The following is a 21,495-nucleotide window of genomic DNA, read 5'->3' as shown; positions in this document are numbered from 1 at the left end:
GTGAACCCTGACCTTTTTTCGCTTTCGGGGCGAGTCGCCCTGGTTACAGGCGCGTCGAGCGGGATCGGCCGTGTCCTAGCGCAGGGATTGGCAGCAGCGGGCGCGCATGTGGTGGCCGTTGCCCGTCGGGCCGAACGCCTCGACGACCTTGTCCGTGAAATCGAACAATCGGGGGGCAGCGCGGTGGCGGCCCAGGCTGATGTCACCGACGTAGAGAGCATTGAAAGGGCCTTTGATGCTGCGGAGCAGGCATTCGGAACCGTGGATGTCATCGTCAGCAATGCGGGCGTTACCGATGCGCGCAATTTTCTGAAGATTGATCCGGCCGCTCGTGACGCCGTGTTCGACACCAACCTTCGCGGTGTGTGGAATGTCGGTCAGGCAGCCGCTCGGCGGCTGGTCAGCGCCGGAAAGGGTGGTTCGATCATCAATGTCGCGTCAGTCCTTGGACTGGGCGTGCAGCCTGGCCTGGCAAGCTATTGCGCGTCGAAGGGTGCGGTGATCCAACTCACGCGCGCCATGGCGGTGGACCTGACCAAATATAATATCCGCGTCAATGCTTTGGCACCTGGTTGGTTCAAGACCGAACTGAACGAGGCTTTCTTCGAGAGCACGGCTGGGGTCGAACGTATCGCGCAAATGCCGGCCCGGCGTCTTGGCAGGATCGAGGAACTCATAGGTCCAGTCATCATGCTGGCAAGTGACGCGGGATCCTTCATGAACGGCTCCGTCGTCGTGGTCGATGGTGCGTTGAATGCCCTGGTAGCCTGATCATGCCTGCGGCCCGACGTCACGGGCCATGCGCCGCATCTCGCTGGCGGCTTTGTCATGCTTTGCGAAAAACGAAAGGCTTGTGTGATGCCGGCCCTGTTCGATCCATTCACGCTTAAGAGCATCACCCTGCGCAACCGTATCGCGGTGCCGCCCATGTGTCAGTACAGCGCCATCGACGGCGTCACTAATCGGTGGCATTGGGTTCACTATCCGTCGGTTGCGCGCGGTGGTGCCGGCCTTGTGATTGTGGAAGCGACGGCTGTGTCGCCGGACGGACGTGTAACACCGGGGTGCACAGGCCTCTGGGCCGATAGCCAGATAGAGGGCATGGCGCGCATTGCCGCTGAAATCAAAGCAGAAGGCGCGGTAGCTGGAATTCAACTCGGCCACGCCGGGCGAAAGGCGAGCGCTAATCTCCCTTGGGAAGGGGACGATCATATTCCAGCGGACGACCCGCGTTGCTGGGAAACGATCTCGCCCTCTGCCATTGCGTTCGGCGGCGGTCTGCCGAAAACGCCTCGCGCCATGACACTGGACGACATCGAGCGCGTAAAAGGTGATTTCGTTTCGGCTGCCAAGCGCGCGCTAGAGGCGGGATTTGAATGGCTCGAACTGCATTTTGCCCATGGTTACCTTGGGCAGAGTTTTTTCTCGGTCCATGCCAATCAACGGACCGACCGATATGGCGGCGGTTGGCGCGGTCGCGGTCTTTTCCTGATCGAGACACTCGAAGAAGTTCGCAAGGTGTGGCCCACACATTTGCCACTTACCGTTCGTTTGGGCGTCATCGAATTCGATGGCCGCGACGAGGAGACGCTGGGGGACTCGATCGCGCTGACAAAGGAGTTTCGCGCCCATGGGATCGACATGCTCAACGTGAGCATCGGCTTCTCGACAATCGAGAACAAGATACCATGGCAAAAAGGCTTCATGGCACCCTATGCCGCTAGTGTACGACAGGCTACGGGCCTACCCGTCGCAACCGCTTGGGGCATGGACGACCCAGAGGTGGCGAATATAGCCGTAGAGAAGGGCCAACTGGACCTCGTGATGATTGCTAAAGCCCATCTCGCTAATCCACATTATCCCTACTTTGCAGCCTTGGCACTGAAAAAAGCCCGGCCTACCTGGGTGCTACCTGCGCCTTATGCGCACTGGCTTAGGCGGTATGGCGACTAAGTAGTAGGCGAGTGGCGAATTTTGTCCCTTTCCGTGGACGTCCATCCTTTTCCAGGCGATGTGATGGTGCTATTGATGGTGTCGTCGATTTCCCACTGCTAATTTGCAGGGTAAATCAGCTGCTTGAGTACCCGATAAGAGTGTTCTTCTGGCACCACTGTCGCCTCTGGATTCGTCCAGAGGCGTCCAGTAAGCGGCTGGTTTCACAGCATTTTCCGACAGAGAATCGCCAGACACCGTCCGGCGAAATCCGGCTAAGGGCAACAGCAGCGACCACAAAATGTGGTTCTTTTTGTTGCCCTCGGATCGACCCGGCCTTGCTGGGAAAACAACCATGCTGACCTACATCCAGATCAACGCCGCCAAGCCTAGAGAGAAGGCCTGGAACCTCTCCGATTCCCAAGGCCTCTATCTCGTCATTCAGCCGAACGGTTCGAAGCTATGGCGCTTCAACTATCGTTTTCTGGACAAACAGAAGAAGCTTCATCTCGGTGGCTGGCCAACACTAAGCCTCGCAGATGCGCGTGTCCGACGCGACGAGGCCAAGAAGAAGGTTGCCGAAGGGATCGATCCGGCGCTTGAGAAAAAGCGCGCGAGGATCGCCGCCAAGTATGCCGCGGCAAACACCTTCGAGGACGTGGCGAAAGAGTGGCTCGTCAAATGCGAGCGAGACGGCCTCGCCCCGGTGACCGTAGACAAAATCCGCTGGCTGCTCGCCAAGGCCTACCCGGTGATTGGCAGTATGAACCGTACCGGGTTTGCCGGAGGCTCCAACTTCTGAGTAAGTGGAGCCGATATGAGCAAAACGACGAACAAGTTTGCACCTGAGGTTCGCGCACGGGCGGTGCGCATGGTGCTGGATCACGAAGCAGATCATCCCTCTCGCTGGGCAGCGATGATTTCTATCGCCGAGAAGATCGGGTGCTCGGCGCACACGCTGAACGAGTGGGTAAAGAAGGCGGAGGTGGACAGCGGCAAGCGCGCTGGCGTGCCTACCGAGATGGCTGATCGCCTGAAGGCGCTGGAGCGTGAGAACCGGGAGTTGCGTCAGGCCAATGAGATATTGCGCAAGGCGAGCGCATATTTTGCCCAGGCGGAGCTCGACCGCCCGTTCAAACGATGACGGCCTTCATAGACGAGCATCGCGCGGAATATGGGGTCGAGCCGATTTGCAGGGTTCTGCCAATTGCCCCATCCACCTATCATGAGCGCGTCGCACAGCGACGTGATCCGGAGCGACTGTCAGATCGTGTCCGGCGCGATCAGGATCTGAAGCCAGAGGTGGTCCGGGTCTTTGCCGAGAATTTCGGGGTGTACGGCGTGCGCAAGGTCTGGCGGCAGATGAACCGCGAGGGCTTTGCTGTTGCCCGTTGCACTATCGCGCGTCTGATGCGCGATCTGGGTTTACAGGGGGTGATCCGGGGCAAGCCCGTGCGCACCACGATCAGCGACAAGGCTGCGCCGTGCCCGCTCGATCATGTGAACCGGCAGTTCCATGCACCGGCGCCGAACATGCTCTGGGTGTCGGACTTCACCTACGTCGCGACGTGGGCGGGCTTCGTTTATGTCGCCTTCGTGATCGATGTCTATGCTCGCTACATTGTGGGCTGGCGGGTCAGCAGGACTGCGCATGCCGGCTTCGTGCTGGACGCACTGGAACAGGCTATCCACGAACGACGTCCTGTCCATCGGGGTGGTCTCATCCATCACAGCGACCGCGGATCGCAATACGTGTCGATCCGATACTCGGAGCGGCTTGCCGAAGCCGGGATCGAGCCATCGGTTGGCAGCGTCGGCGACAGCTATGACAATGCTTTGGCTGAGACGATCAACGGCCTTTATAAGGCCGAGGTGATACATCGGCGAGGACCATGGCGGTCCTTTGAAGCCGTCGAATATGCCACGCTCAAATGGGTGGACTGGTTTAACAACAGACGCCTGCTGGAGCCCATCGGCAATATCCCACCGGCTGAGGCCGAAGCACAATATTATGCCATGCTGGACGACGTCTCCATGGCTGCGTAACTTAAACCAAATAGCCTCCGGCAAACCCGGTACGGTTCATAGCGTTGCGCGCTTCGCTTGAAGAACATGGGTCAGTCGTTCCTTTCCTTGATGTCCGGGGTGGCGGATCCACCGCCGCGATCGCCCTGCTGGAGCGAGTGGATCGCCTGGCTCTGGCGATGGCGGCTCGTTTGCTGGTCGCGCATTGCGCGTGCCCAGGCGGGCGTCCCGCCGGCCTCCCCGCCGCCGCCCGGACCACTCGGGTTGGATGACCGAGAGCTTTGGTTGAGCGCATTCCAGGCAGCCTGACGACCGCCGGCCGCGGCTTCGCCGAGACCAAGGGCGCCGCCCACGCGCGACCGCGCGGCATTTCCTGCTGCACGGGCCACACCGCCGAGGCCCGCGCCGACCGAGGGGGTGGCGGCGGTCTCGCGGCCAAGCTGGTAGGCGGCCGATGCGGCCGACCCCATTGCCGTGCCCGAGCGGACGGCGCCGAGGGCAGCGCCACCCAAGGCGCGCGCTCCGCCCACGGCGGCGCCGCCAGCCAGCATCGTCACCCCGGCAGCGCCGACGGCGGTGCCGAGGGCTGCGCCAGCGCCCAATTGCGGCGCGCCGGACACCAGGCCCGAAGCGATCGTCGGTCCGAATATGCCCAGGCCGAACAGGGAAAGGCTCGCGAGCACAAGGCTCATGGCCTGGCCGATGTCCGGCTCCTGGCCTTGCAACGCGTCGGTGAACTCGGTGAAGAAGTTGGAACCGATGCCGACGATGACGGCGAGCACCATCACCTTGATGCCCGAAGAGACGACGTTGCCCAGCACGCGCTCGGCAAGGAAACTCGTTCGGTTCCAGAGCGCGAAGGGCACGAGGATGAAGCCGGCCAGCGTGGTCAGCTTGAACTCGAGGATGCAGACGAACATCTGCACCGCGAGGATGAAGAAGGCGACGATCACCAGCGCCCAGGCGAACAGCAGGACCATGATCGTCAGGAAGTTGTCGAAGAAGGTCGTGAACCCGACCATCTCGCTGGCCTGTTCGAGCAGTGGCCATGCCGCCGAGAAGCCCGTTCCCGCAAGCCGCCCGGGCTTGAGCAGGTCATCGGCCGAGAGGGTGCCGCCACCCGCCGTCAGGCCAGCCTGCGCAAACGAGCGGAAGATGATGTCGGCCAGCGTCGAGAAGCTGTTCAGGATGAAGGCGAACGCGCCGACGTAAAGGATCTTGCGCAGGAACCGGCCGATGACATTGTCCTCGCCGCCCATCGCCCAGAACAGGCCGGCAAGCGTGATGTCGATGCCGATCAGCGTCGCGGTCAGGAATCCTACATCGGGCCCAAGCAGTCCGAACCCACTGTCGATGTAGGTGATGAACGCCTGAAGGAAGCGGTCGATGACATTGAGGTCGTTCAAATGACTGCCTTCCTGATGGAGCGAAGAGGTGTCGCGGGGCGCGGCGGGGGAGCGGACCACGCCCCGCGACGGCGATCGACGGCATGAGAGGGGTCACCGCCGATCGCGGGCCGGATCGGACCTGATGCCTGAGGGGCTATTCAGGCGTGTAGGCCGATCCGGAACCGAGGAACTTCTTCGTCGCCGCGCGGGCTTCCGCCGCCTGCGTTGTCTGGCGAGCCTGTTCGACGGCCTCGCTGCGAAACTGCGCGGCCATCATGTGCTGGAGCTGGAACTGCTGCTTGGCCGTGAGCGCGAGAAGCTGGTTCGTAGCCTGCTGCGCTGCAAGCGAGCCCTCGGCACCCTGGCTGCGCGCGACGATGTCGGCCAGCGCCTCGGTGTCCGACTGGATGTTCTCGACCACCTGGGCCTGCACGGTCATCGTCTGGCGGAACGCGCCCATGCTGGCGTCGAGGCGCCCTCGCGCGTCGCGCACGCGGGCATCGGTGCGCAGGGCAGAGCTGAAGTCCTGGGGAAACAGCGACTGGAACTTGTCGTCGAGCTGGTCGACGCGGAAGTCGATGGCCTGCGCGCGGCCCATCAGCCGGTCGATTTCGGCGAGCTTGCGCTTGAGGGCGTCGAGCTGCGGAAAGTCGATGCGCGTCAGGTTCTTGCCCATGTTGACCAGCATCTGCGCTTCGTTCTGGAGTTGCTGGATCTGCTGGTTGACGGTCCGCAGCGTGCGCGCGGCGGTCAGGATGTTCTGCGCATAGTTGCTCGGATCGAACACGATGCCGCCGAACTGGGCCTGCGCCGGGCTCGCCGTCATCGTCATCGCACCCATGCCGAGCGCGCCGCACGCGCCGAGGCCGAGCAAGGCGGCAATGATGTGCTTTCGCTGGGGAGTACGCATTATGTCTCTCCTTGGTGGGGGGCTTGGATGTCGGAAGCGGGGAAATCGGCGGCGAGGTCGGCCGCCCAGTCGAGGCCGGCATCGCGCAGGAAGGCTTCGGCGAAACGGCCGCGCCCATGCTCGGCGAGGATTGCATCGATCCGCGCCTGCGCTGCGGGATCCGACGAGCCGCACAAAGCCAGCGCGATCGGGCCCAAGCCCAGTTCGAACAGCCGGTTGCCGCTTGCGGACTGGAGATAATAGTGGCGCTTGGGGGTAGCCCGCGCGATCAACTCAATCTGCCGGTCGTTCAGGCCGAAGCGCGCATAGATGTCATGGCCCTGCGGCTCGATCGCCCGATCGTTGGGCAACAGAATCCGCTGCGGGCAGCTTTCGATGATGGCCGGCGCAATCGCCGAGCCCGCTATGTCGGCGAGGCTTTGCGTCGCAAACAGCACCGCTACGTTCTTCTTGCGCAGCACCTTCAGCCACTCCCGGATGCGGGCGGCGAAAAGCGGATGATCGAGGAAGATCCAGGCCTCGTCGAGAATCAGCAAGGTCGGGCGGCCATCGAACCGCTCTTCCAGCCTGTGAAACAGATAGGTCAGCACAGGCGCGACCGCGCCAGCCTGGCCCATCAGCGCCTCGGTCTCGAAGCACTGCACGTCGGCCAGGCTAAGCTGCTGCTCGGCGGCGTCGAGCAGCCGGCCATGCGGGCCTTCGAGCGTATAGGGCTGTAGCGCGATGCGCAGCGCGTTCGACTGGAGCAGCAGTGCGAGCCCGGTCAGGGTTCGCTCCTCGCGCGGCGCGGAAGCAAGACTGCCGAGCGCAGTCCAGATCGCGTCCTTTATTTCCGGCGTTACGACCAGACTCTCGTGCGCGAGCAGCGCCGCGATCCAATCCGCTGCCCAGCTCCGCTCGCCAGCATTGTCGATGTTCGCAAGCGGCTGGAATGCCAGCGTCTCGCCGCCGACCTCAGCCGAGCCGAGCGCGTGGTGGGCGCCGCCCATCGCCAGCACGGCGGCCCGCGCGCTGTTGCCCTTGTCGAAGATATAGACCTGGGCGCCCGGGTAGCGCCGAAATTGCAGGGCAATGAGGCTCAGCAGCACCGACTTGCCAGCGCCCGTTGGCCCGACGACCATCATGTGCCCCACATCACCGACATGGGTGGAGAGCCGGAACGGCGTCGAGCCGGCGGTCTTCGCAACCAGCAACGGTGGTCCGTCGAGGTGGCCGTTGCGCACCGGCCCGGCCCACACCGACGAAAGCGGCATCAGGTGCGCGAGATTGAGCGTATGCACGAGCGGCTGCCGGACATTGGCGTAAGTCTGGCCCGGCAGCGAGGAGAGCCAGCCCTCGACCGCGTTGACGGTTTCGCGGACGCAAGTGAAGCCAAGCCCGTTGACGATCCTCTCGACGGCCCGGACCTTGTCCTCGACTGCGGCCCGGCTCCGATCCGTGACCGTGATCGTCGTGGTAAGGTAGCCAAACGCGACATGGTCGCCGCCAAGCACCTGAAGGGCCTGGTCGGCATCGGCCACCTTGTTGTCGGCATCGCTGTCGAGCAGTTGCGCGGGTGAATTATAGAGCACCTCGCGCAGCAGCGCAGTGATCGACTTGCGCTTGTTGAACCATTGGCGCCGGAGCGAGGTGAGCGTTTTGGTCGCCAGCGTCTTGTCGAGCGCGATGAAGCGCGTGACCCAGCGATAGCCAAAGTCCTGGTGGTTGAGCGCATCGAGGATGCCGGGCCGGCTGAGGCTCGGGAAGCCGAGGATGGTCAGCGTGCGGAGATGCAGGTCGCCAAGGCGCGGTTCCAGCCCGCCGACCAGCGGCGTATCGGCGAGCAGCCCATCGAGATACATCGGCGTTTCGGGCGCCGCGACCCTATGGCGACGGTCGGAGATCGCGCCATACAGGAATGTCAGCGTCTCGGCATCGTCGAGCGGGCGCACCTGCGGCATGAAGCCGGAGAGCAGGTCGAGCACGCGGTTGGTCTCGGCGACGAAGCCTTCCAGTGCGCCGCGCCAGTCGCGTGTGTTCTCGCCGTCGGGCCGCTCCACAAGGCTCCGACCCGCACGGTCGGTCGCATCTGCCGGCGGCAGCCAGGTCAGGGTCAGGTGATAGCGACTTTCAAAATGCGTGCCTGCTGCTTCGAATGCCGCTTGTCGCTCGCCATCGACGAGCCAACTCGCCGCATCGGGAAAGGCGCTGTCGGGATAAGACTGCGCCTCGCGCCGCTCTGCGTCGAAGAACAGCGCCCAGCCGCTGCCGAGCCGTTTGAGTACGTTGTTCGCCCGCGCGCAGGCGGCGACCAGCTCGGCCTCGGTCGCGGATTCCAGGTCGGGACCGCGAAAGGCAAGCACGCGCAGAAAGCTGCCGTCCTTGTTCAGCACCACGCCGGGCGCCACCAGCGCCGCCCACGGCAGGTGATCGGCAAGCCGCTCGGCGGACGCGCGATATTCGCGCAGGTTCAGCATGCGAAATATCCCTTCTGGCGGATGTGGCGGAGGAGGACCGGCGCGAAGCTCGGGTCGCGGCGGGCAGCCATCACGGCAACGCTTTGGCCGACGGCCCAGAGCAGCACCCCGGCCAGCCATTGCTGGAGGCCAAGGCCGACCGCTGCGGCCAACGTCCCGTTGACGATCGCGAGGCCCCGCGGCGCGCCGCCGAGCAAGAGCGGCGAACCCAGCGAGCCGTGGATCGGCACTTCGTAGCCGTCGATATGCTGTGCCCCAAAGGACATGGCGCCGGTCACGAGATCAATGCCCCGCCGCCGAAGCTGAAGAAGGAAAGGAAGAAGCTCGACGCGGCAAAGGCGATGGAGAGGCCGAAGACGATCTGGATCAGGCGCCGGAACCCGCCCGAACTCTCGCCGAAAGCGAGCGTCAGGCCGGTCACGATAATGATGATCACCGCGACGATCTTGGCAACCGGGCCCTGCACGGATTCCAGCACTTGCTGCAATGGTTCTTCCCAGGGCATGCCGGAGCCGGCCGCCTGTACCTGGGGGGCGAGCGTTAGCGCGATGCCAACCGCACTACCGATAAGCGACGGGCGGTTGGCGATGCGGCGGGGATTGCGGGCAAGGGTCATGGGTCAGGTCTCCTTCGGGCTGGACTTGGGGGGATTGAGCTTGGAAAGATCGGCGAGCACGTAGGCGCCGGTGTCGGGGTCGAGCCCGGCGACACGCGCGATCGTCGAGACGCGGCGGTCAATGCCGCGCCCGGAGATGAAGACGATGATGTCGATGGCCTCGGCGATCAGCTGGCGCGGCACGGTGATGACCGCCTCCTGCACCAACTGTTCGATGCGGTAGAGCGCGGCAGTGGCGCTGTTGGCGTGGACGGTCGCGATCCCGCCGGGATGGCCGGTGTTCCAGGCCTTGAGCATGTCGAGCGCTTCGGGGCCGCGGACTTCGCCGACCACGATGCGATCGGGGCGCAGGCGCATGGTTGAGCGTACCAGTTCGGTCATCGACACGTGCGGGGGGCGGGTACGGAGCGCGACCGTGTCTGGCAGCGGGCATTGCAGCTCGCGCGTGTCCTCGATGACGATCACGCGGCTATCCACCCATGCCATTTCGGCGAGCAGCGCGTTGGCGAGGGTCGTCTTGCCCGAGCTGGTGCCTCCAGCGACGAGGATGTTGTAGCGCTGGGTGACAGCGGCGCGCAGCGCGTCTGCCTGGACCTCCGACATCAGCCCATCGGCAATATAGTCGTCGAGCGTGTGCAGCCGTGTGGCAGGCTTGCGGATCGAGAAGCACGGGGCGGACGATACGGGTGGCAGCACGCCTTCGAAGCGCTCGCCAGCGCGGCCCTCGATATGCGGCGGCAATTCGGCCGATATGATCGGATGCTCGGCATGGACTTCGGCACGGACATGGCTCGCCACCAGCCGGATGATCCGCTCGACCTGTTCGGGTTCGATGCGGACCTCGGTATCGGTACGGCCTTCGCCAAGACGATCAAACCGCAGCGCTCCGTCAGGGTTCACCATGATCTCGGTGACCAGCGGGTCGCGCATTGCGGCGGCAATGTCGCTGCCAAGGGCCGTGATCAGCATGCGACGACGGCGCTCAGCCGAGGTCGTCGGCCCTGCGGGGGCTGGCAGGGCGCTCATTTGCCATCTTCCGACGAGACAACCAGCGTGCGCCGCCCGGTCGAGACTTGCCGTCCGACCTGGGTCACGAAGGCTTCGAATCGTTTGGCGCCGAGCGCTCGGCCCGCCTGGTCGTTCTCGGCGAGCGGCGTCTGGATAGCCAGTTCGAACCGGATGAAGAGGGCGAGCGTTTCGAGGATCACATAGGCGTCGCGATCGACCCGGCCGATCGCTTGCGTGAGCCTATCAAGGCGGATCGCAAAACGATCTTCCAGCTCCGATGCGCCGCGGCGATTGAGCCAGGCGGTGACCGCATCGACGAGGATCGCCGACTTGCTGGCGCCGGGCTTGGCGGCGAGTGCTTCCAGTCGATCGGACAACGGCTTGGGCAGGAACAGCTGATGGCGGACCTTTTCCATGGTCAGAAGCCCAGCTGCAAATCGTCAGGACGGTCGGAGGCGGCATCAAGGCCGTAGACCGTGCGCGCGGCGCCGAGCTGCTGAACCCGGTCCATCGCGCGGCGCTCGGCGGCCTGGTCTCCATCGTCCTCGCCAAGGCCCAGGGGGTCAGCGATCTCTGTTTCGCTGACGATTGCCGGTTCGATCTCGTGGGCGGGGTGACGGGCCTGCTCGAGGTCGCCGGCGTCGGCTCCTTCATCGGCATCGCTGCCGGTGGACAGGCGCATGTCTGCTCCGCGAACCTGACCAGCCCAGTCATCCGGGCGAGCCGCCGGAAGGTCACGATAGCCGGCGCCATCCAATATCGGTGCAGGCGACAGGCGTTCGGTGAACCGGCGATCTTCGTAATAGCGCAGCTTCTTCACGCGGATCGGGGGGTGTCCCGAGATCAGGACAAGCCCGTCCGTCGGCGCAAGCTGCATCACCTCGCCGGGCGTCAGCAAAGCCCGCGCAGTCTCCTGGCGGCTGACCATGACGTGCGCGAGCCAGGGCGCGAGCCGGTGCCCCGCATAATTGCGCATCGCGCGCTGTTCGGTCGCCGTGCCGAGTGCGTCCGAGATTCGCTTGGCGGTCCGCTCGTCGTTGGTCGCAAAGGCGACGCGGACATGGCAATTGTCGAGGATGGCGTTGTGCTCGCCATAGGCCTTCTCGATCTGGTTCAAGCTCTGCGCAATCAGGAAGGCGCGCACCCCATAGCCCGCGAGGAAAGCGAGACTCGTCTCGAAAAAGTCGAGCCTTCCCAGTGCCGGGAACTCGTCGAGCATCAGCAGCAGCCGATATCGGCCCTGCGCGGTCTCACCGTCTTTGCCGACGCCATGCAGTTCCTCGGTCAGTCGACGGCCGATCTGGTTGAGGATCAGGCGGATCAGCGGCTTGGTCCGGCTGATATCGGACGGCGGCACGACGAGGTAGAGCGAGATCGGATGCGCCGCTTCGACAAGGTCGGCGATGCGCCAGTCGGATGCTGCCGTCACGGCTGCGACGGTCGGGTCTCGATATAGGCCAAGGAACGACATGGCGGTCGACAGCACGCCGGAGCGTTCGTTCTCGCTCTTGTTGAGCAGTTCGCGGGCGGCAGAGGCGACCACGGGATGGACTAGCGGCACATCTGCCGAGCCGAGATGGTTAGTGGCCATCATCCTCCGCAAGGTCGCGGCGAAGCTGCGTTGCGGGTCCGACAGGAAGGTCGCGACACGGGCGAGCGTCTTCTCTTCCTCGGCATAGAGCACATGGAGGATAGCGCCGACCAGCAGCGAATGGCTGGTCTTCTCCCAGTGGTTGCGACGTTCGAGGGCGCCCTCGGGATCAACGAGTATGTCGGCAATATTCTGGACGTCGCGGACTTCGTTCACGCCGCGCCGGACTTCGAGCAGCGGATTGTAGCGCGCCGAGCGGGCGTCGGTGGGGTTGAACAGAAGGCAGTGCGAAAAGCGCGCGCGCCAGCCGGCGGTCAGCTGCCAGTTCTCGCCCTTGATGTCGTGGACGACCGTCGATCCTGTCCAGGAAAGCAGCGTTGGAACGACAAGGCCGACGCCCTTGCCCGACCGAGTGGGGGCAAACGCCATGACATGTTCGGGGCCGTCGTGGCGCAAGTCATCGCGACCAATCCGGCCCAGAACGACGCCGCGCTGGCCAAGGAGACGGGCACCCTTGATGTCCCGGTGCGTCGCCCAGCGGGCCGAGCCATAGGTCGTCAGATTGTTCGACTGACGCGCGCGCCACACCGAGCCAAAGATCGCGGCGCCGCAGCCGACGAAACCGCCAGCGGCTGCGATGGCGCCAGCCTTGTCGAAGACGATGGGCGCATAGGCATCGAATGAGAACCACCATGGGAAGAGCGACCACGGATGGTAGATCGGCTGGCCCAGCACGACGAACCAAGGGGCCCCTAACTGGGCCTGGTAAGCAAGCTGCGCCGCTGCCCATTGCGTTGCGGTCCAGATACTCGCGAGGATAATCGCGAGCACTACGAAGATCTGTCCTATAAGCAGCTTTGTCGGGGTCATGGGCGCCTCCGCCCAAGTCTGGAAAATGACTGCGGGCTTGGACACATGATCCCAGAAGGACGGCAGGCGCGTCAGGCTCTCGCTGATGTCGCCAAGGGTCTCTTCGGGGTCTCCCGCGGCCTCGTCCGCCCGAAATACCGTCCAGGACCGATGCCAGCGTTCGATCCGGGGAACGTCCAGGAAGCCTTCTTCCCACAAAAGGATTGGAGGCTGATTCTCTGAGCTACTTGGGATTTAAGAAAGACGGGGGCAGTTCTAGCGGGCTTCATGGCTTTCATTCGAGGAGGATGCTGCGATCGTATGAGTATCGTTTACTTGATGTCTGCTGAATCACTCTTCTAAGAAAGTGGGTGATATCTGCGATTGAAGTAGCAGAGGCTCGATTTCGTGTTGGAGAGGGCGACACCTTGTACGCGACCGAAGAATATGGAGTGCGAGTCTACATTCATCGAGAATGAAACTTTGCACTCGACGCTTGCAGTGGCACTCGCCAGCATCGGGCATTCGTTGTCATGTGTCCTCCACTCATCACTCTGCGCGAAGCGCTCTTCGACAGAGAGCCCGCTTCGCGAGAACGCTTCGGACAAGGCCTCTTGATCTGCTGCAAGGATGTTCACGCGGAACCGCCCGTTCTCCTGGACAATTGTGCTCGCCTTCGATTCCCTGTTTATGCAAACGAGGAGCATGGGCGGATTGGCGGAAACACTGCAGACAGCGGTTGCGGTGAGACCATATGCCCCACTGGGTCCGGCCGTCGTAATGATGCAAACGGCGGCAGCCATCCGTGCCATTGCTTCTTTGAATTCCAGGTCTTTGGTCACATGCAGGCTCCGCCATGATGGGTGTGGGCCGCTCCTAGGATGAGGAGCGCACCAGATGCCACGCGAGCTCGCATGTTCTGGATGATCTTGATAAAAACTCGGACTAGCTGAGTTTGATGATCCGAAATGGGAAGCTTACTCCCAAGCATGAGAAGCGCATCACCTGGAATGCGCGACATGGGGAGGTATTATGGTCCTGCGTTTATTGTCGTCCACTGCCCTAGCCGGGGCTCTGGTTTGCTCGCCGGCACTTGCGCGCGATGACCGGGAGGTCGCAGGTAGGCCGGGGAACGTTACCGAGGCGGAGCCCGCAATTGCTGACATCGTCGTCACCGCCGAACGCCGCAGCGTCTCGATCCAGGATATTCCGATCGCCATCTCGGCCTTCGACGCCGGGCGGTTGCGCGATGCCGGTGTCTCCGACGCTACGGCGCTGAACAAACTCGTTTCCGGCCTCGATCTTCGTGGAAATGACGGTCCTGGCGGCCTTGCAATCTTCATCCGGGGCGTCGGTGCTGCACCGAAGAATGGTCTTGCCGATCAGGCCAACTCGTTCAACGTGGACGGGGTCAGCTTCAGCCGTCCGGTCGGTCCTGATTCTTCCTTCTTCGACATTGAGCGTATCGAGGTACTCAAAGGGCCCCAGGGCACGCTTTATGGCCGCAATGCCACCGCAGGCGCCGTCAACGTGATCACGCGCCAGCCGCGCCTTGGCGAGGTCAACGGCTTTGGCCGCATGACGCTTGGCAATTACGGAACCTATCAGGCTGAGGCCGGGATCAACGTACCGGTTGGATCAACGGTCGCAGCACGGCTTTCGGGCAATATAGTCGGTCGCAATGGCTACTATCGCGACGGCTATGGCGACCAGGATACGATGGCCGGTCGGCTGCACATCTACTTCGAGCCTTCACCAGTGGTGAATCTTCTGGTTACAGCCTCGGGATCGCGTGAACGCGGGCAAGGGCCGGGCGCAATCCCGATGGGACCGAACCCGAGCGCCGGGCTCACCGGTAATTTCGTGGGGCGGGCGTGGGACGGGCCTTCCAGCGCTGCCATCGACGGCTATGTTCGTTCGCTGGGCCAGTTCTCCAATCCTGCCGCATCGGGCCCGGATGCGAACGGCCGGGTGCACAATGACATCTGGAGTGTCGCGGGAACCCTGAACGTCGACGTCGGCCCGGCTACGTGGACAACGATCGCCGGCTACCGCGACATCAAGAGCGACAATATCGGGTACGTCACCTTTACCGGCCTCTATACTCGCTTCAGGACAAAGGAATTCACGGCGGAGACGCGGCTTTCGTCCAATGGCCCGGGCCCCCTGAAATGGATCATAGGCGCCTTCTATGGCAAGGAAGACATGTCCAACCTGGCATGGGGCGAGAACATCTCCGGCCAGGCACCCGCTCATCCCCCGTTTCCGCCTTCGACCGACCCCGACTATATCTTCCTCAACCTGCCATCCGTGAAAAACAGCAGTTGGGCCGTGTTTGGCCAAGGCACCTATGCGCTTACGGATCGGTTTCGCGCGACCGGCGGGCTTCGCTACACCCGCGATCGCAAGACCCTTGGAGACGGGTCGTTCGGTTTCGTCGATGCCCCCTATGATACCCAGCCATTTTCAGACCTGGTCTTCCCCGGCGGCGTGATCCACGGGGCCTTCGTCCCGGTGCACAACGCGAAGACCTTCGACGCCGTAACCTTCAGTGCCGGCCTTGAGTTCGACGCGGCCAAGGATAGCCTCGTCTATGCCAATGTGCGCAAGGGATACCATGCCGGCGGGCTGATCGCCTCCGACGATGTGGGGCCGTACAAGACGACCTATGCCCCCGAGACGCTCATGGCGTACTCGCTGGGAACGAAGAACCGTTTCTTCGGAAATGCGCTCACGATCAACCTTGAAGCCTACTACTGGGACTATAAAAATCTCCAGATCGAGACGATCGGCCTGGTGAATTGCAGCACCTGCACTGCAACCCCGCTCACGCCGGCGGGTGCAACATTCGGCCAGATTTACGACAATGCCGGCAAGGCCCACACCTATGGGCTTGATGCCGACGTCATCTGGAAGATGACGAGCCGGGACGAGTTCCGGCTGAACATGCTGGTCGCACGCGGAAAATATGACCGCTACACAATCTCCTCGCCGTTCGGAGCCGTCGTGGCCGATGGGCAGGACCTTGCGGGCTTGCCCAAGCTTTCCTTCACCGCAGACTACCAGCATAGCGTGCCGCTGGGGAATGGCGGGACCGTTGTCCTTGCCGGCCGGACCCGCTTTGTCGGCAAGCGCGACTTCGGGGCGTCGCCTTATCCGGGGAGCACGCGAAAGGCATATACCAGCAGCGAACTGGAACTGACCTACCAGGCGCCGGACGGTCACTTCCGCGGCACCGCTTTTGTACGCAACATCGAGAACGGCAAGAACTTCGTCTCAGCCACCTCGACCATCCCCGATCCAGTCACCGGAAGCGGTTGGGGCACGCTCGCGCCTCCCCGCACCTATGGTCTCACCTTGTCGGCCAACTTCTGATGTCCCAACGGCGCCCGCCCGGTTCACCGGGCGGGCGTTTTGTGCCACGTTCCTCCCAGAAGGCGGCTCCTTGGCCGACGGGAAGGATTGGCATGGACCTCCTGAGCAGCATCATGACCTCGGTTCGGATCGAATCGACTGGTATCGTGCTGATGAATCTCAGCAGTCCGTGGGGATTGCTCGTGGAGAGGAATCCGGCGGCAAGCTTGTTCTCCCTGGTCGAGGGGCAGTGCGAGATCCGGTTGGCGACCGGGGAAACCCTCCTTCTCCATGCGGGCGACGTTGTCCTGCTCTCGCATAGCGAGGACGGCGAAGTCGCCTCCGATGGCGAAGCGCCAAGGGCAAGCTTGCGCGACGTGTTCGAGGCGAATGAACTGCCCTTGTGGAAGCCAGGGTCTTCGCCGGCCGCGCCGCTGCGCCTTACCCATGGCGGCGGCGGCGACCCAGCGGTGGCCTTTTCGCTGATCTTCGGATTTCGCGAGCAACTGAGCGAAACCCTGCTGTCCGTGATGCCGAGCCTCATCGTGCTTCGTAAGGACGAATATGGAGCATTTCCCTGGATCGAGATGACTCTCGATTTCCTGAGGCATGAGGCGGAGAATCCCGATGAGGGCTACGCCGCTGTCGCCTCGCGCCTCGCCGAGCTGCTCTTCGTCTACATCTTGCGAGCGCACCTTCTCCTGCACCCTGAACAGACGTCCGGCTGGATGCGGGGGGCATCGGACAAGCGTATCGCGCGTGCGCTAGGCGCCATGCACGAGCGGATGAACGAGCCATGGAAACTGGCGACCTTGGCAAGTGTCGCTGGCATGTCGCGCTCCACGTTCGCAGCGCGCTTTGCTGAACTGGTTGGCCGACCGCCCCTGGAGTATCTCTTGCACCGTCGCATGGAAGCAGCCGCAGATCGCCTCGCCTCCGGGGAGGGCTCGCTGGAGCAGCTTGCGCGGGACGTAGGCTACAGTTCGCAGCATTCCTTCACTGTGGCCTTCACGCGCATCGTCGGTATGCCACCAGCCCAGTACCGGCGCAGCAAGGCCACCCAGGCTAGCGATGATCAGACGGTGCCCGTGACGCAAACGCCGCGTCTCAGTCAGGCCGGCGCCGCATGAGCGCCGGCCTGCTGCTGCATTCATCCCCTGTGCGTGCTGCAATCGTGAGAAGCCCCGAGAAGCTTGGCCGCGTTTAGGTCGAGGATTGCTCGCTTGTCGTCGTCGCTGAGGAAACTGGCCTGCTCAATGCTGGCTATTCCGTGCTGGACGGACCCGAACGGCTGGTCGCTGCCAAAGACGATATGGTCTATGGGGCAGACCTTGCTCAGTGCCAGCAATTTGGTCGGCTCTTCCGGGAAGCTCGTGTCGTAGTAGAAGCGCGCAAGTTCCTGCCGCAGGTCTCCGCGAAAGGGGGCGGCGTCGGGCATGAAGTTGCGGACAATCTCCATCTTGCCGACTGCGTAGGGCAGTGCTCCGCCGCCCGTCGCGAGGACGAACCTGACGTTGGCGAATTTCTCGGTGAGGCCCGACAGTACCAGCCTGGCGCCAGCGATGCCGATCTCGGCAGGGCTGCACAAGCACGGTCCGAGTGCGAAGTCAGAACCACCCGGAAAACACCCGCCGACCTGCCCGGGATGGAGGAAAACGACCGCGCCGCGGCGGTCTATCTCCTCCCAGAAGGGATGAAATGCCGGGCTGTCGAGCGGGGTGCCGGCAATTGAGCAGCCCAGCCCGATGCCAGCCATGCCGAGTTCGTCGAGGCATCGTACAGCCTCTTCAATCGCGAAATCCACATGGGGCAGCGGCACGGCTCCCCATGCCGAGATAGCGCGTCCATGGATACTCATCTTCTCACGGTAGAGATCGTTGGTGAGCCTTGCGAAATCGCGGGCCGCGCCTGCCTCCGGCAGGTCCGGCTGGAAGGTCGGCCACAGCACCGAGGTTTCGACCTTTGCTTCTGCCATCGCATCGAGCCGTGGCTGCAGGTCGTCGGGATGGGCTGGACCCATGGGCTTCTGCCCCCCAAAGCGAAGTGTCGCTTCGGCGAGGGCAGCCGGGTTGTAGTGGGCGTGAACATCGATCCGCATGCCTATTCTCTCCAGAGCATTGAGGTCGATGCATCTGAAACCCTGTTACTCTCGCGAACAGGCCTGCGACGCGATCTCGGACGATCTCTCAAATATTCCGGATGACCTTGAATAGATCATCCGAAAAACTGCGGTTACTTCATCATCAACGCCGCCCTTCGGATCGAAATGGAGCGTCGGTGCTGGGGAGTAGATGCAAATGCCCGCTGAAATGGACAACGATGGCGAATTAGACTCGGCTGCCCCGCCTGGCGTTGCAGGCGTCGCGCAGGCAGCCATATTGCTGGCGGCCGTGACCCTGCCGGTCATGGGGGTCATCTCGTTGGTACCGGTATTGCCGGAATTACACCGTCATTTTGCCGATGTGCCGGGTGCTGACTATCTGGTGCCCGTCGCTCTCACGATCCCGGGCATGTGCATCGCATTGCTGTCGCCGTTTACCGGGATGCTGGCGGACCGGTTCGGCCGACGCGGCCTCTTGCTTACCGCGCTGGCTTTCTATGGCCTGTTCGGCGTCGCGCCGCTGCTGCTGGACAATCTCATCCTCATCATCGCAACCCGGTTTGGCCTCGGGGTGGCCGAGGCGGCGATCATGACGGTGACGACGACCCTCACCGGTGACTATTTCAAGGAGGATGAGCGCCAGAAATGGGTTGCGGCGCAGGCTGTCGCGGGATCGCTCGCGGCTACCCTTCTGTTCCTCGCCGGTGGCGCCCTCGGCACCCTGGGCTGGCAAGGGCCTTTCTTCCTCTACGCCCTTGCCGTGCCGGTTTTCTTTGGCGCAGCGAAATGGCTTTGGGAGCCCAGCGCCGCGCGGCGGCCGGGTCGCGACGACGTCGATCGATCGGCATTCCCCTGGCGGTCGATGGTGCCTGTATGCGCCGTCACCCTCGCATGCTCGGTCGCCTTTTATGCCGGCCCGCTGCAACTCGGCGTCCGCTTGTCAGACCTCGGAATTACCAGTGCAAGTACGATCGGCATCATGGCCGGCCTGTCGAGCCTGGGCGTGCCTGTCGGCGCTTTCGCATTTCGCCGGCTCCGCGCGCCGCGCGTGAAAACGATTCTGACAACCGTGCTGCTCCTGATCGGCATTGGCCTCGTCGTGATCGGGCTCACCTCGACATTGCCGCTTATCGGCTTCGCGATGTTCGTGGCGCAGGTCGGATGCGGCATCCTCATGCCATGCCTGATCACATGGTGTTTGGCGCAACTGCCATTCGAGCACCGCGGCCGTGGGTCGGGGCTGTGGACCAGCGCCTTCTTCCTTGGCCAGTTCATCACCCCGCTCGTGATGGCCGGACTGGCTGACCAGCATCGGGGCATGGCCTTCGCGTATCTGGCCGTCGGCGCGGCATGTCTTCTCGCCGCCATTGGCGCCGCCCTTTCGAACCGGCGCGTGCCGGCCCCCAGTTTCTGAGCAGCAAGCTACCAGGAGATTCCTATGTATATCGGCGTGTTCCTCGGCCCCTTTTCCGAAGGGCCCCACCAGGACCGTGAAGTCATCGATTTCTGCATCGAGCAAGCCATTGCGGCTGCCGATGCCGGCTTCAGCACCGTCAGTTTCGGCGAACAGCACTTCAACAACTACGAGCCGTACTGCAATCCCTTCATGATCGGCGCACGTGTCGCTCCGTTCCTGCGCGACACATGGCTGGCGACCACCGTCCTTCCGCTGCCGCTTCACCAGCCGTTCCGCCTGGCCGAACAGATGAATCTGCTCGACCTCCTTGCCAAGGGCAAGGTCGTCTACGGGATTTCGGCCGGTCGCCCGAGCTTCTCGGCCGACCATGAGAATTTCGGTGTCGACCCCAAGGACCGCACGGAAGCCTACGAAGCCAAGCTGGACCTGCTCCTGCGCGCTTTTGCGCACAAGCCGGGCGATGAGCCGATCATCATGGACACGAAGTGGGATCGCGGACGGCTCGTGGGCCGCCTGATGCCGGCCAGTTGGCGCCAGCCCCATCCGACATTGGCGATCGCGACGAACACGCCGGCCAACATCGCCCAGACGGGTGCGAAAGGCTGGCCGCTGTTCATGGGCGGCGCACGCGCGAGCGTCCTGCGGGAATATGTCGCAAACTACCGCGAGAACGCTCAAGGGGCCGGCCTCGACGCCGACATCGTCGCAGACGCCTTGGCGAAATCCCTCGTCACACGGCACGTGTTCGTCGCGGAGACTGGCGAGGCTGCCTGGGCGCACGCGATGAAGGAGACGCGGGGCGCAACGGTGCTCCCGGGAGCGTTCGGTGCGACGCCGCTGACCCCCGCCGAGGCTATGGAGGCGGCGAAGGTCGACCTCGATGCGCCGGGCGCCAAGGAGAATCCACTCTATGCGCGGCTGGACGCGTTGCAGAGTTGGGTGGTCGCCGGCTCCCCCGACACCGTCGCCAAGCGAATCAAGGCGGATCATGAGGATCTCGGGATCCAGTTGCTCACCCGCTTCGCGAGCGGCGTGCTCGACTATGATGCGGCAACGAGGAACTTCGAACTCTTCGTGTCCGAGGTCATGCCACAGCTCAACGCCCAGACCTTCGCTCACCCTGCGAACGCCGAGCGGCCGGTCGAACTCTCCTCCGCCCGCCCGATGTAGCCCGTGTTTCCCCCGTCGTGGGCGCTTGCGCCCTCGGCGGGGACCGCACGCACGAATGGCAAGCGATATGAACGGAAATCAAAAATGCGCGCCGACGATAACAGCCTAGACCTCATTTTCCGGCGAGCCCGCACCCGCAATGGCTGGGAGGAACGCCCGGTTCCAGAAGCGCTCATGGCTGAGATCTATGGTCTGGCACGCATGGGGCCAACGTCGGCAAACTCCAATCCTGCCCGCTTCATATGGGTCGCCAGCAACGAGGCGCGCCTGCGTCTTGCCGCTTGCGCCTTGGGCGCCAACGCCGAGAAGATCCTGGCCGCGCCCGTCACGGTGATCATCGCCAGGGATCTCGACTTCGCCGACAACATGCCACAGCTCTTCCCGCACGCGCCGCAGATGGAAGAGATGTTCCGCAACCCGGCCATCGGTGTCCCAACTGCCGTGCGCAACACCACGCTGCAGGGCGCCTATCTCATCGTCGCGGCACGGGCGCTGGGCCTGGACTGCGGCCCGATGTCGGGCTTCGACCCTTCCAAGGTGAAAAGCGAATTCTTGCGCGAGGGAAATCTCGAGCCGGATTTCCTGTGCTCGCTCGGCTTCGGCAGCGACGAAAACCTCCATCCCCGATCGCCCCGGCTGGATTTCGCACAGGCCAACCGCGTGGTCTGAAACCGGCGA

Annotated in this window: 19 protein-coding genes and 1 other annotated feature; of the genes, 9 read left to right on the top strand and 10 right to left on the bottom strand. The window is 63.3% G+C overall.

Annotated elements, in window-relative coordinates; translation table 11 throughout:
- The 4 genes from ABT375_RS11175 (at position 1) to ABT375_RS11160 (ending at position 3,978) form a co-directional block, all read left to right on the top strand.
- On the top strand, positions 1–771 hold the full coding sequence (locus ABT375_RS11175; protein ID WP_278393256.1) for an SDR family NAD(P)-dependent oxidoreductase: 771 nt from the start codon (positions 1–3) through the stop codon (positions 769–771).
- A gap of 87 nt (positions 772–858) precedes the next feature.
- Positions 859–1,953 (top strand): NADH:flavin oxidoreductase/NADH oxidase, encoded by a 1,095-nt coding sequence (locus ABT375_RS11170; RefSeq protein WP_416462460.1) that lies wholly within the window; start codon positions 859–861, stop codon positions 1,951–1,953.
- A gap of 334 nt (positions 1,954–2,287) precedes the next feature.
- Positions 2,288–2,734 carry an Arm DNA-binding domain-containing protein gene (locus ABT375_RS11165; RefSeq protein WP_416462459.1) on the top strand — a complete coding sequence of 149 codons (447 nt, stop codon included), beginning with the start codon at positions 2,288–2,290 and terminating at the stop codon, positions 2,732–2,734.
- Positions 2,735–2,749: 15 nt separating this feature from the next.
- A protein-coding gene (locus ABT375_RS11160; protein WP_416462458.1) for an IS3 family transposase occupies positions 2,750–3,978 on the top strand; the annotation gives its coding sequence in 2 pieces (ribosomal slippage) (positions 2,750–3,038 and positions 3,038–3,978; 1,230 coding nt in all).
- Positions 3,031–3,147, top strand: a sequence feature (AL1L pseudoknot). It overlaps the preceding gene by 117 nt.
- Positions 3,979–4,049: 71 nt before the next feature.
- On the opposite strand, the gene trbL is transcribed toward ABT375_RS11160, so the two are convergent.
- The 9 genes from trbL to ABT375_RS11115 form a co-directional block, all read right to left on the bottom strand.
- Complete coding sequence (gene trbL / locus ABT375_RS11155; RefSeq protein ID WP_416462457.1) at positions 4,050–5,363, bottom strand: P-type conjugative transfer protein TrbL; 1,314 nt, start codon at positions 5,361–5,363, stop codon at positions 4,050–4,052.
- 136 nt (positions 5,364–5,499) lie between these two features.
- The gene (gene trbJ / locus ABT375_RS11150; protein ID WP_416462456.1) at positions 5,500–6,255 is read right to left on the bottom strand and encodes a P-type conjugative transfer protein TrbJ; all 756 of its coding nucleotides are present in this window, start codon (positions 6,253–6,255) and stop codon (positions 5,500–5,502) included.
- The gene (gene trbE / locus ABT375_RS11145; protein WP_416462455.1) at positions 6,255–8,711 is read right to left on the bottom strand and encodes a conjugal transfer protein TrbE; all 2,457 of its coding nucleotides are present in this window, start codon (positions 8,709–8,711) and stop codon (positions 6,255–6,257) included. Before trbE ends, trbJ begins: the two co-directional genes overlap by 1 nt.
- Positions 8,705–8,977, bottom strand: coding sequence for a conjugal transfer protein (locus ABT375_RS11140; RefSeq protein ID WP_416462454.1), 273 nt, complete (start codon positions 8,975–8,977; stop codon positions 8,705–8,707). Before ABT375_RS11140 ends, trbE begins: the two co-directional genes overlap by 7 nt.
- An 8-nt stretch (positions 8,978–8,985) precedes the next feature.
- Positions 8,986–9,327, bottom strand: coding sequence for a TrbC/VirB2 family protein (locus ABT375_RS11135; RefSeq protein WP_416462453.1), 342 nt, complete (start codon positions 9,325–9,327; stop codon positions 8,986–8,988).
- 3 nt (positions 9,328–9,330) lie between these two features.
- A complete protein-coding gene (gene trbB, locus ABT375_RS11130; RefSeq protein WP_416462452.1) occupies positions 9,331–10,296 on the bottom strand; it encodes a P-type conjugative transfer ATPase TrbB in 966 nt (321 codons plus the stop codon).
- Positions 10,297–10,349: 53 nt separating this feature from the next.
- Positions 10,350–10,751 (bottom strand): CopG family transcriptional regulator, encoded by a 402-nt coding sequence (locus ABT375_RS11125; RefSeq protein WP_416462451.1) that lies wholly within the window; start codon positions 10,749–10,751, stop codon positions 10,350–10,352.
- A 2-nt stretch (positions 10,752–10,753) separates the two neighbouring features.
- Entirely contained in the window at positions 10,754–12,796 is a 2,043-nt protein-coding gene (locus ABT375_RS11120; RefSeq protein ID WP_416464885.1) for a conjugal transfer protein TraG, read from the bottom strand.
- 338 nt (positions 12,797–13,134) lie between these two features.
- Positions 13,135–13,617: a flavin reductase family protein gene (locus ABT375_RS11115; RefSeq protein WP_416462450.1), complete on the bottom strand. Its 483-nt coding sequence runs from the start codon at positions 13,615–13,617 to the stop codon at positions 13,135–13,137.
- 190 nt (positions 13,618–13,807) lie between these two features.
- On the opposite strand from ABT375_RS11115, the gene ABT375_RS11110 reads away from it, so the two are divergent.
- Together ABT375_RS11110 and ABT375_RS11105 are read left to right on the top strand one after the other, a co-directional pair.
- Positions 13,808–16,150 (top strand): TonB-dependent receptor, encoded by a 2,343-nt coding sequence (locus ABT375_RS11110; protein WP_416462449.1) that lies wholly within the window; start codon positions 13,808–13,810, stop codon positions 16,148–16,150.
- Positions 16,151–16,242: 92 nt separating this feature from the next.
- Positions 16,243–17,259 (top strand): cupin domain-containing protein, encoded by a 1,017-nt coding sequence (locus tag ABT375_RS11105; protein WP_416462448.1) that lies wholly within the window; start codon positions 16,243–16,245, stop codon positions 17,257–17,259.
- Positions 17,260–17,279: 20 nt separating this feature from the next.
- On the opposite strand, the gene ABT375_RS11100 is transcribed toward ABT375_RS11105, so the two are convergent.
- Positions 17,280–18,227 carry an amidohydrolase family protein gene (locus ABT375_RS11100; protein WP_416462447.1) on the bottom strand — a complete coding sequence of 316 codons (948 nt, stop codon included), beginning with the start codon at positions 18,225–18,227 and terminating at the stop codon, positions 17,280–17,282.
- 199 nt (positions 18,228–18,426) lie between these two features.
- Between ABT375_RS11100 and ABT375_RS11095 the strand changes: the two genes are divergently transcribed.
- The 3 genes from ABT375_RS11095 to ABT375_RS11085 all read left to right on the top strand — a co-directional run bounded on the left by ABT375_RS11095 (position 18,427) and on the right by ABT375_RS11085 (position 21,486).
- Complete coding sequence (locus tag ABT375_RS11095; RefSeq protein ID WP_416462446.1) at positions 18,427–19,644, top strand: MFS transporter; 1,218 nt, start codon at positions 18,427–18,429, stop codon at positions 19,642–19,644.
- Positions 19,645–19,668: 24 nt separating this feature from the next.
- Positions 19,669–20,817: an LLM class flavin-dependent oxidoreductase gene (locus ABT375_RS11090; RefSeq protein ID WP_416462445.1), complete on the top strand. Its 1,149-nt coding sequence runs from the start codon at positions 19,669–19,671 to the stop codon at positions 20,815–20,817.
- Positions 20,818–20,901: 84 nt separating this feature from the next.
- On the top strand, positions 20,902–21,486 hold the full coding sequence (locus tag ABT375_RS11085; RefSeq protein WP_416462444.1) for a malonic semialdehyde reductase: 585 nt from the start codon (positions 20,902–20,904) through the stop codon (positions 21,484–21,486).
- The last annotated feature ends 9 nt before the right edge of the window (positions 21,487–21,495 follow it).

Origin of the sequence: Sphingomonas sp. VDB2 (assembly GCF_047946695.1) — a bacterium.
GTDB classification, from domain to species: Bacteria; Pseudomonadota; Alphaproteobacteria; order Sphingomonadales; family Sphingomonadaceae; genus Sphingobium; species Sphingobium bisphenolicum.
This window is presented reverse-complemented; position numbering and strand designations above follow the sequence as displayed.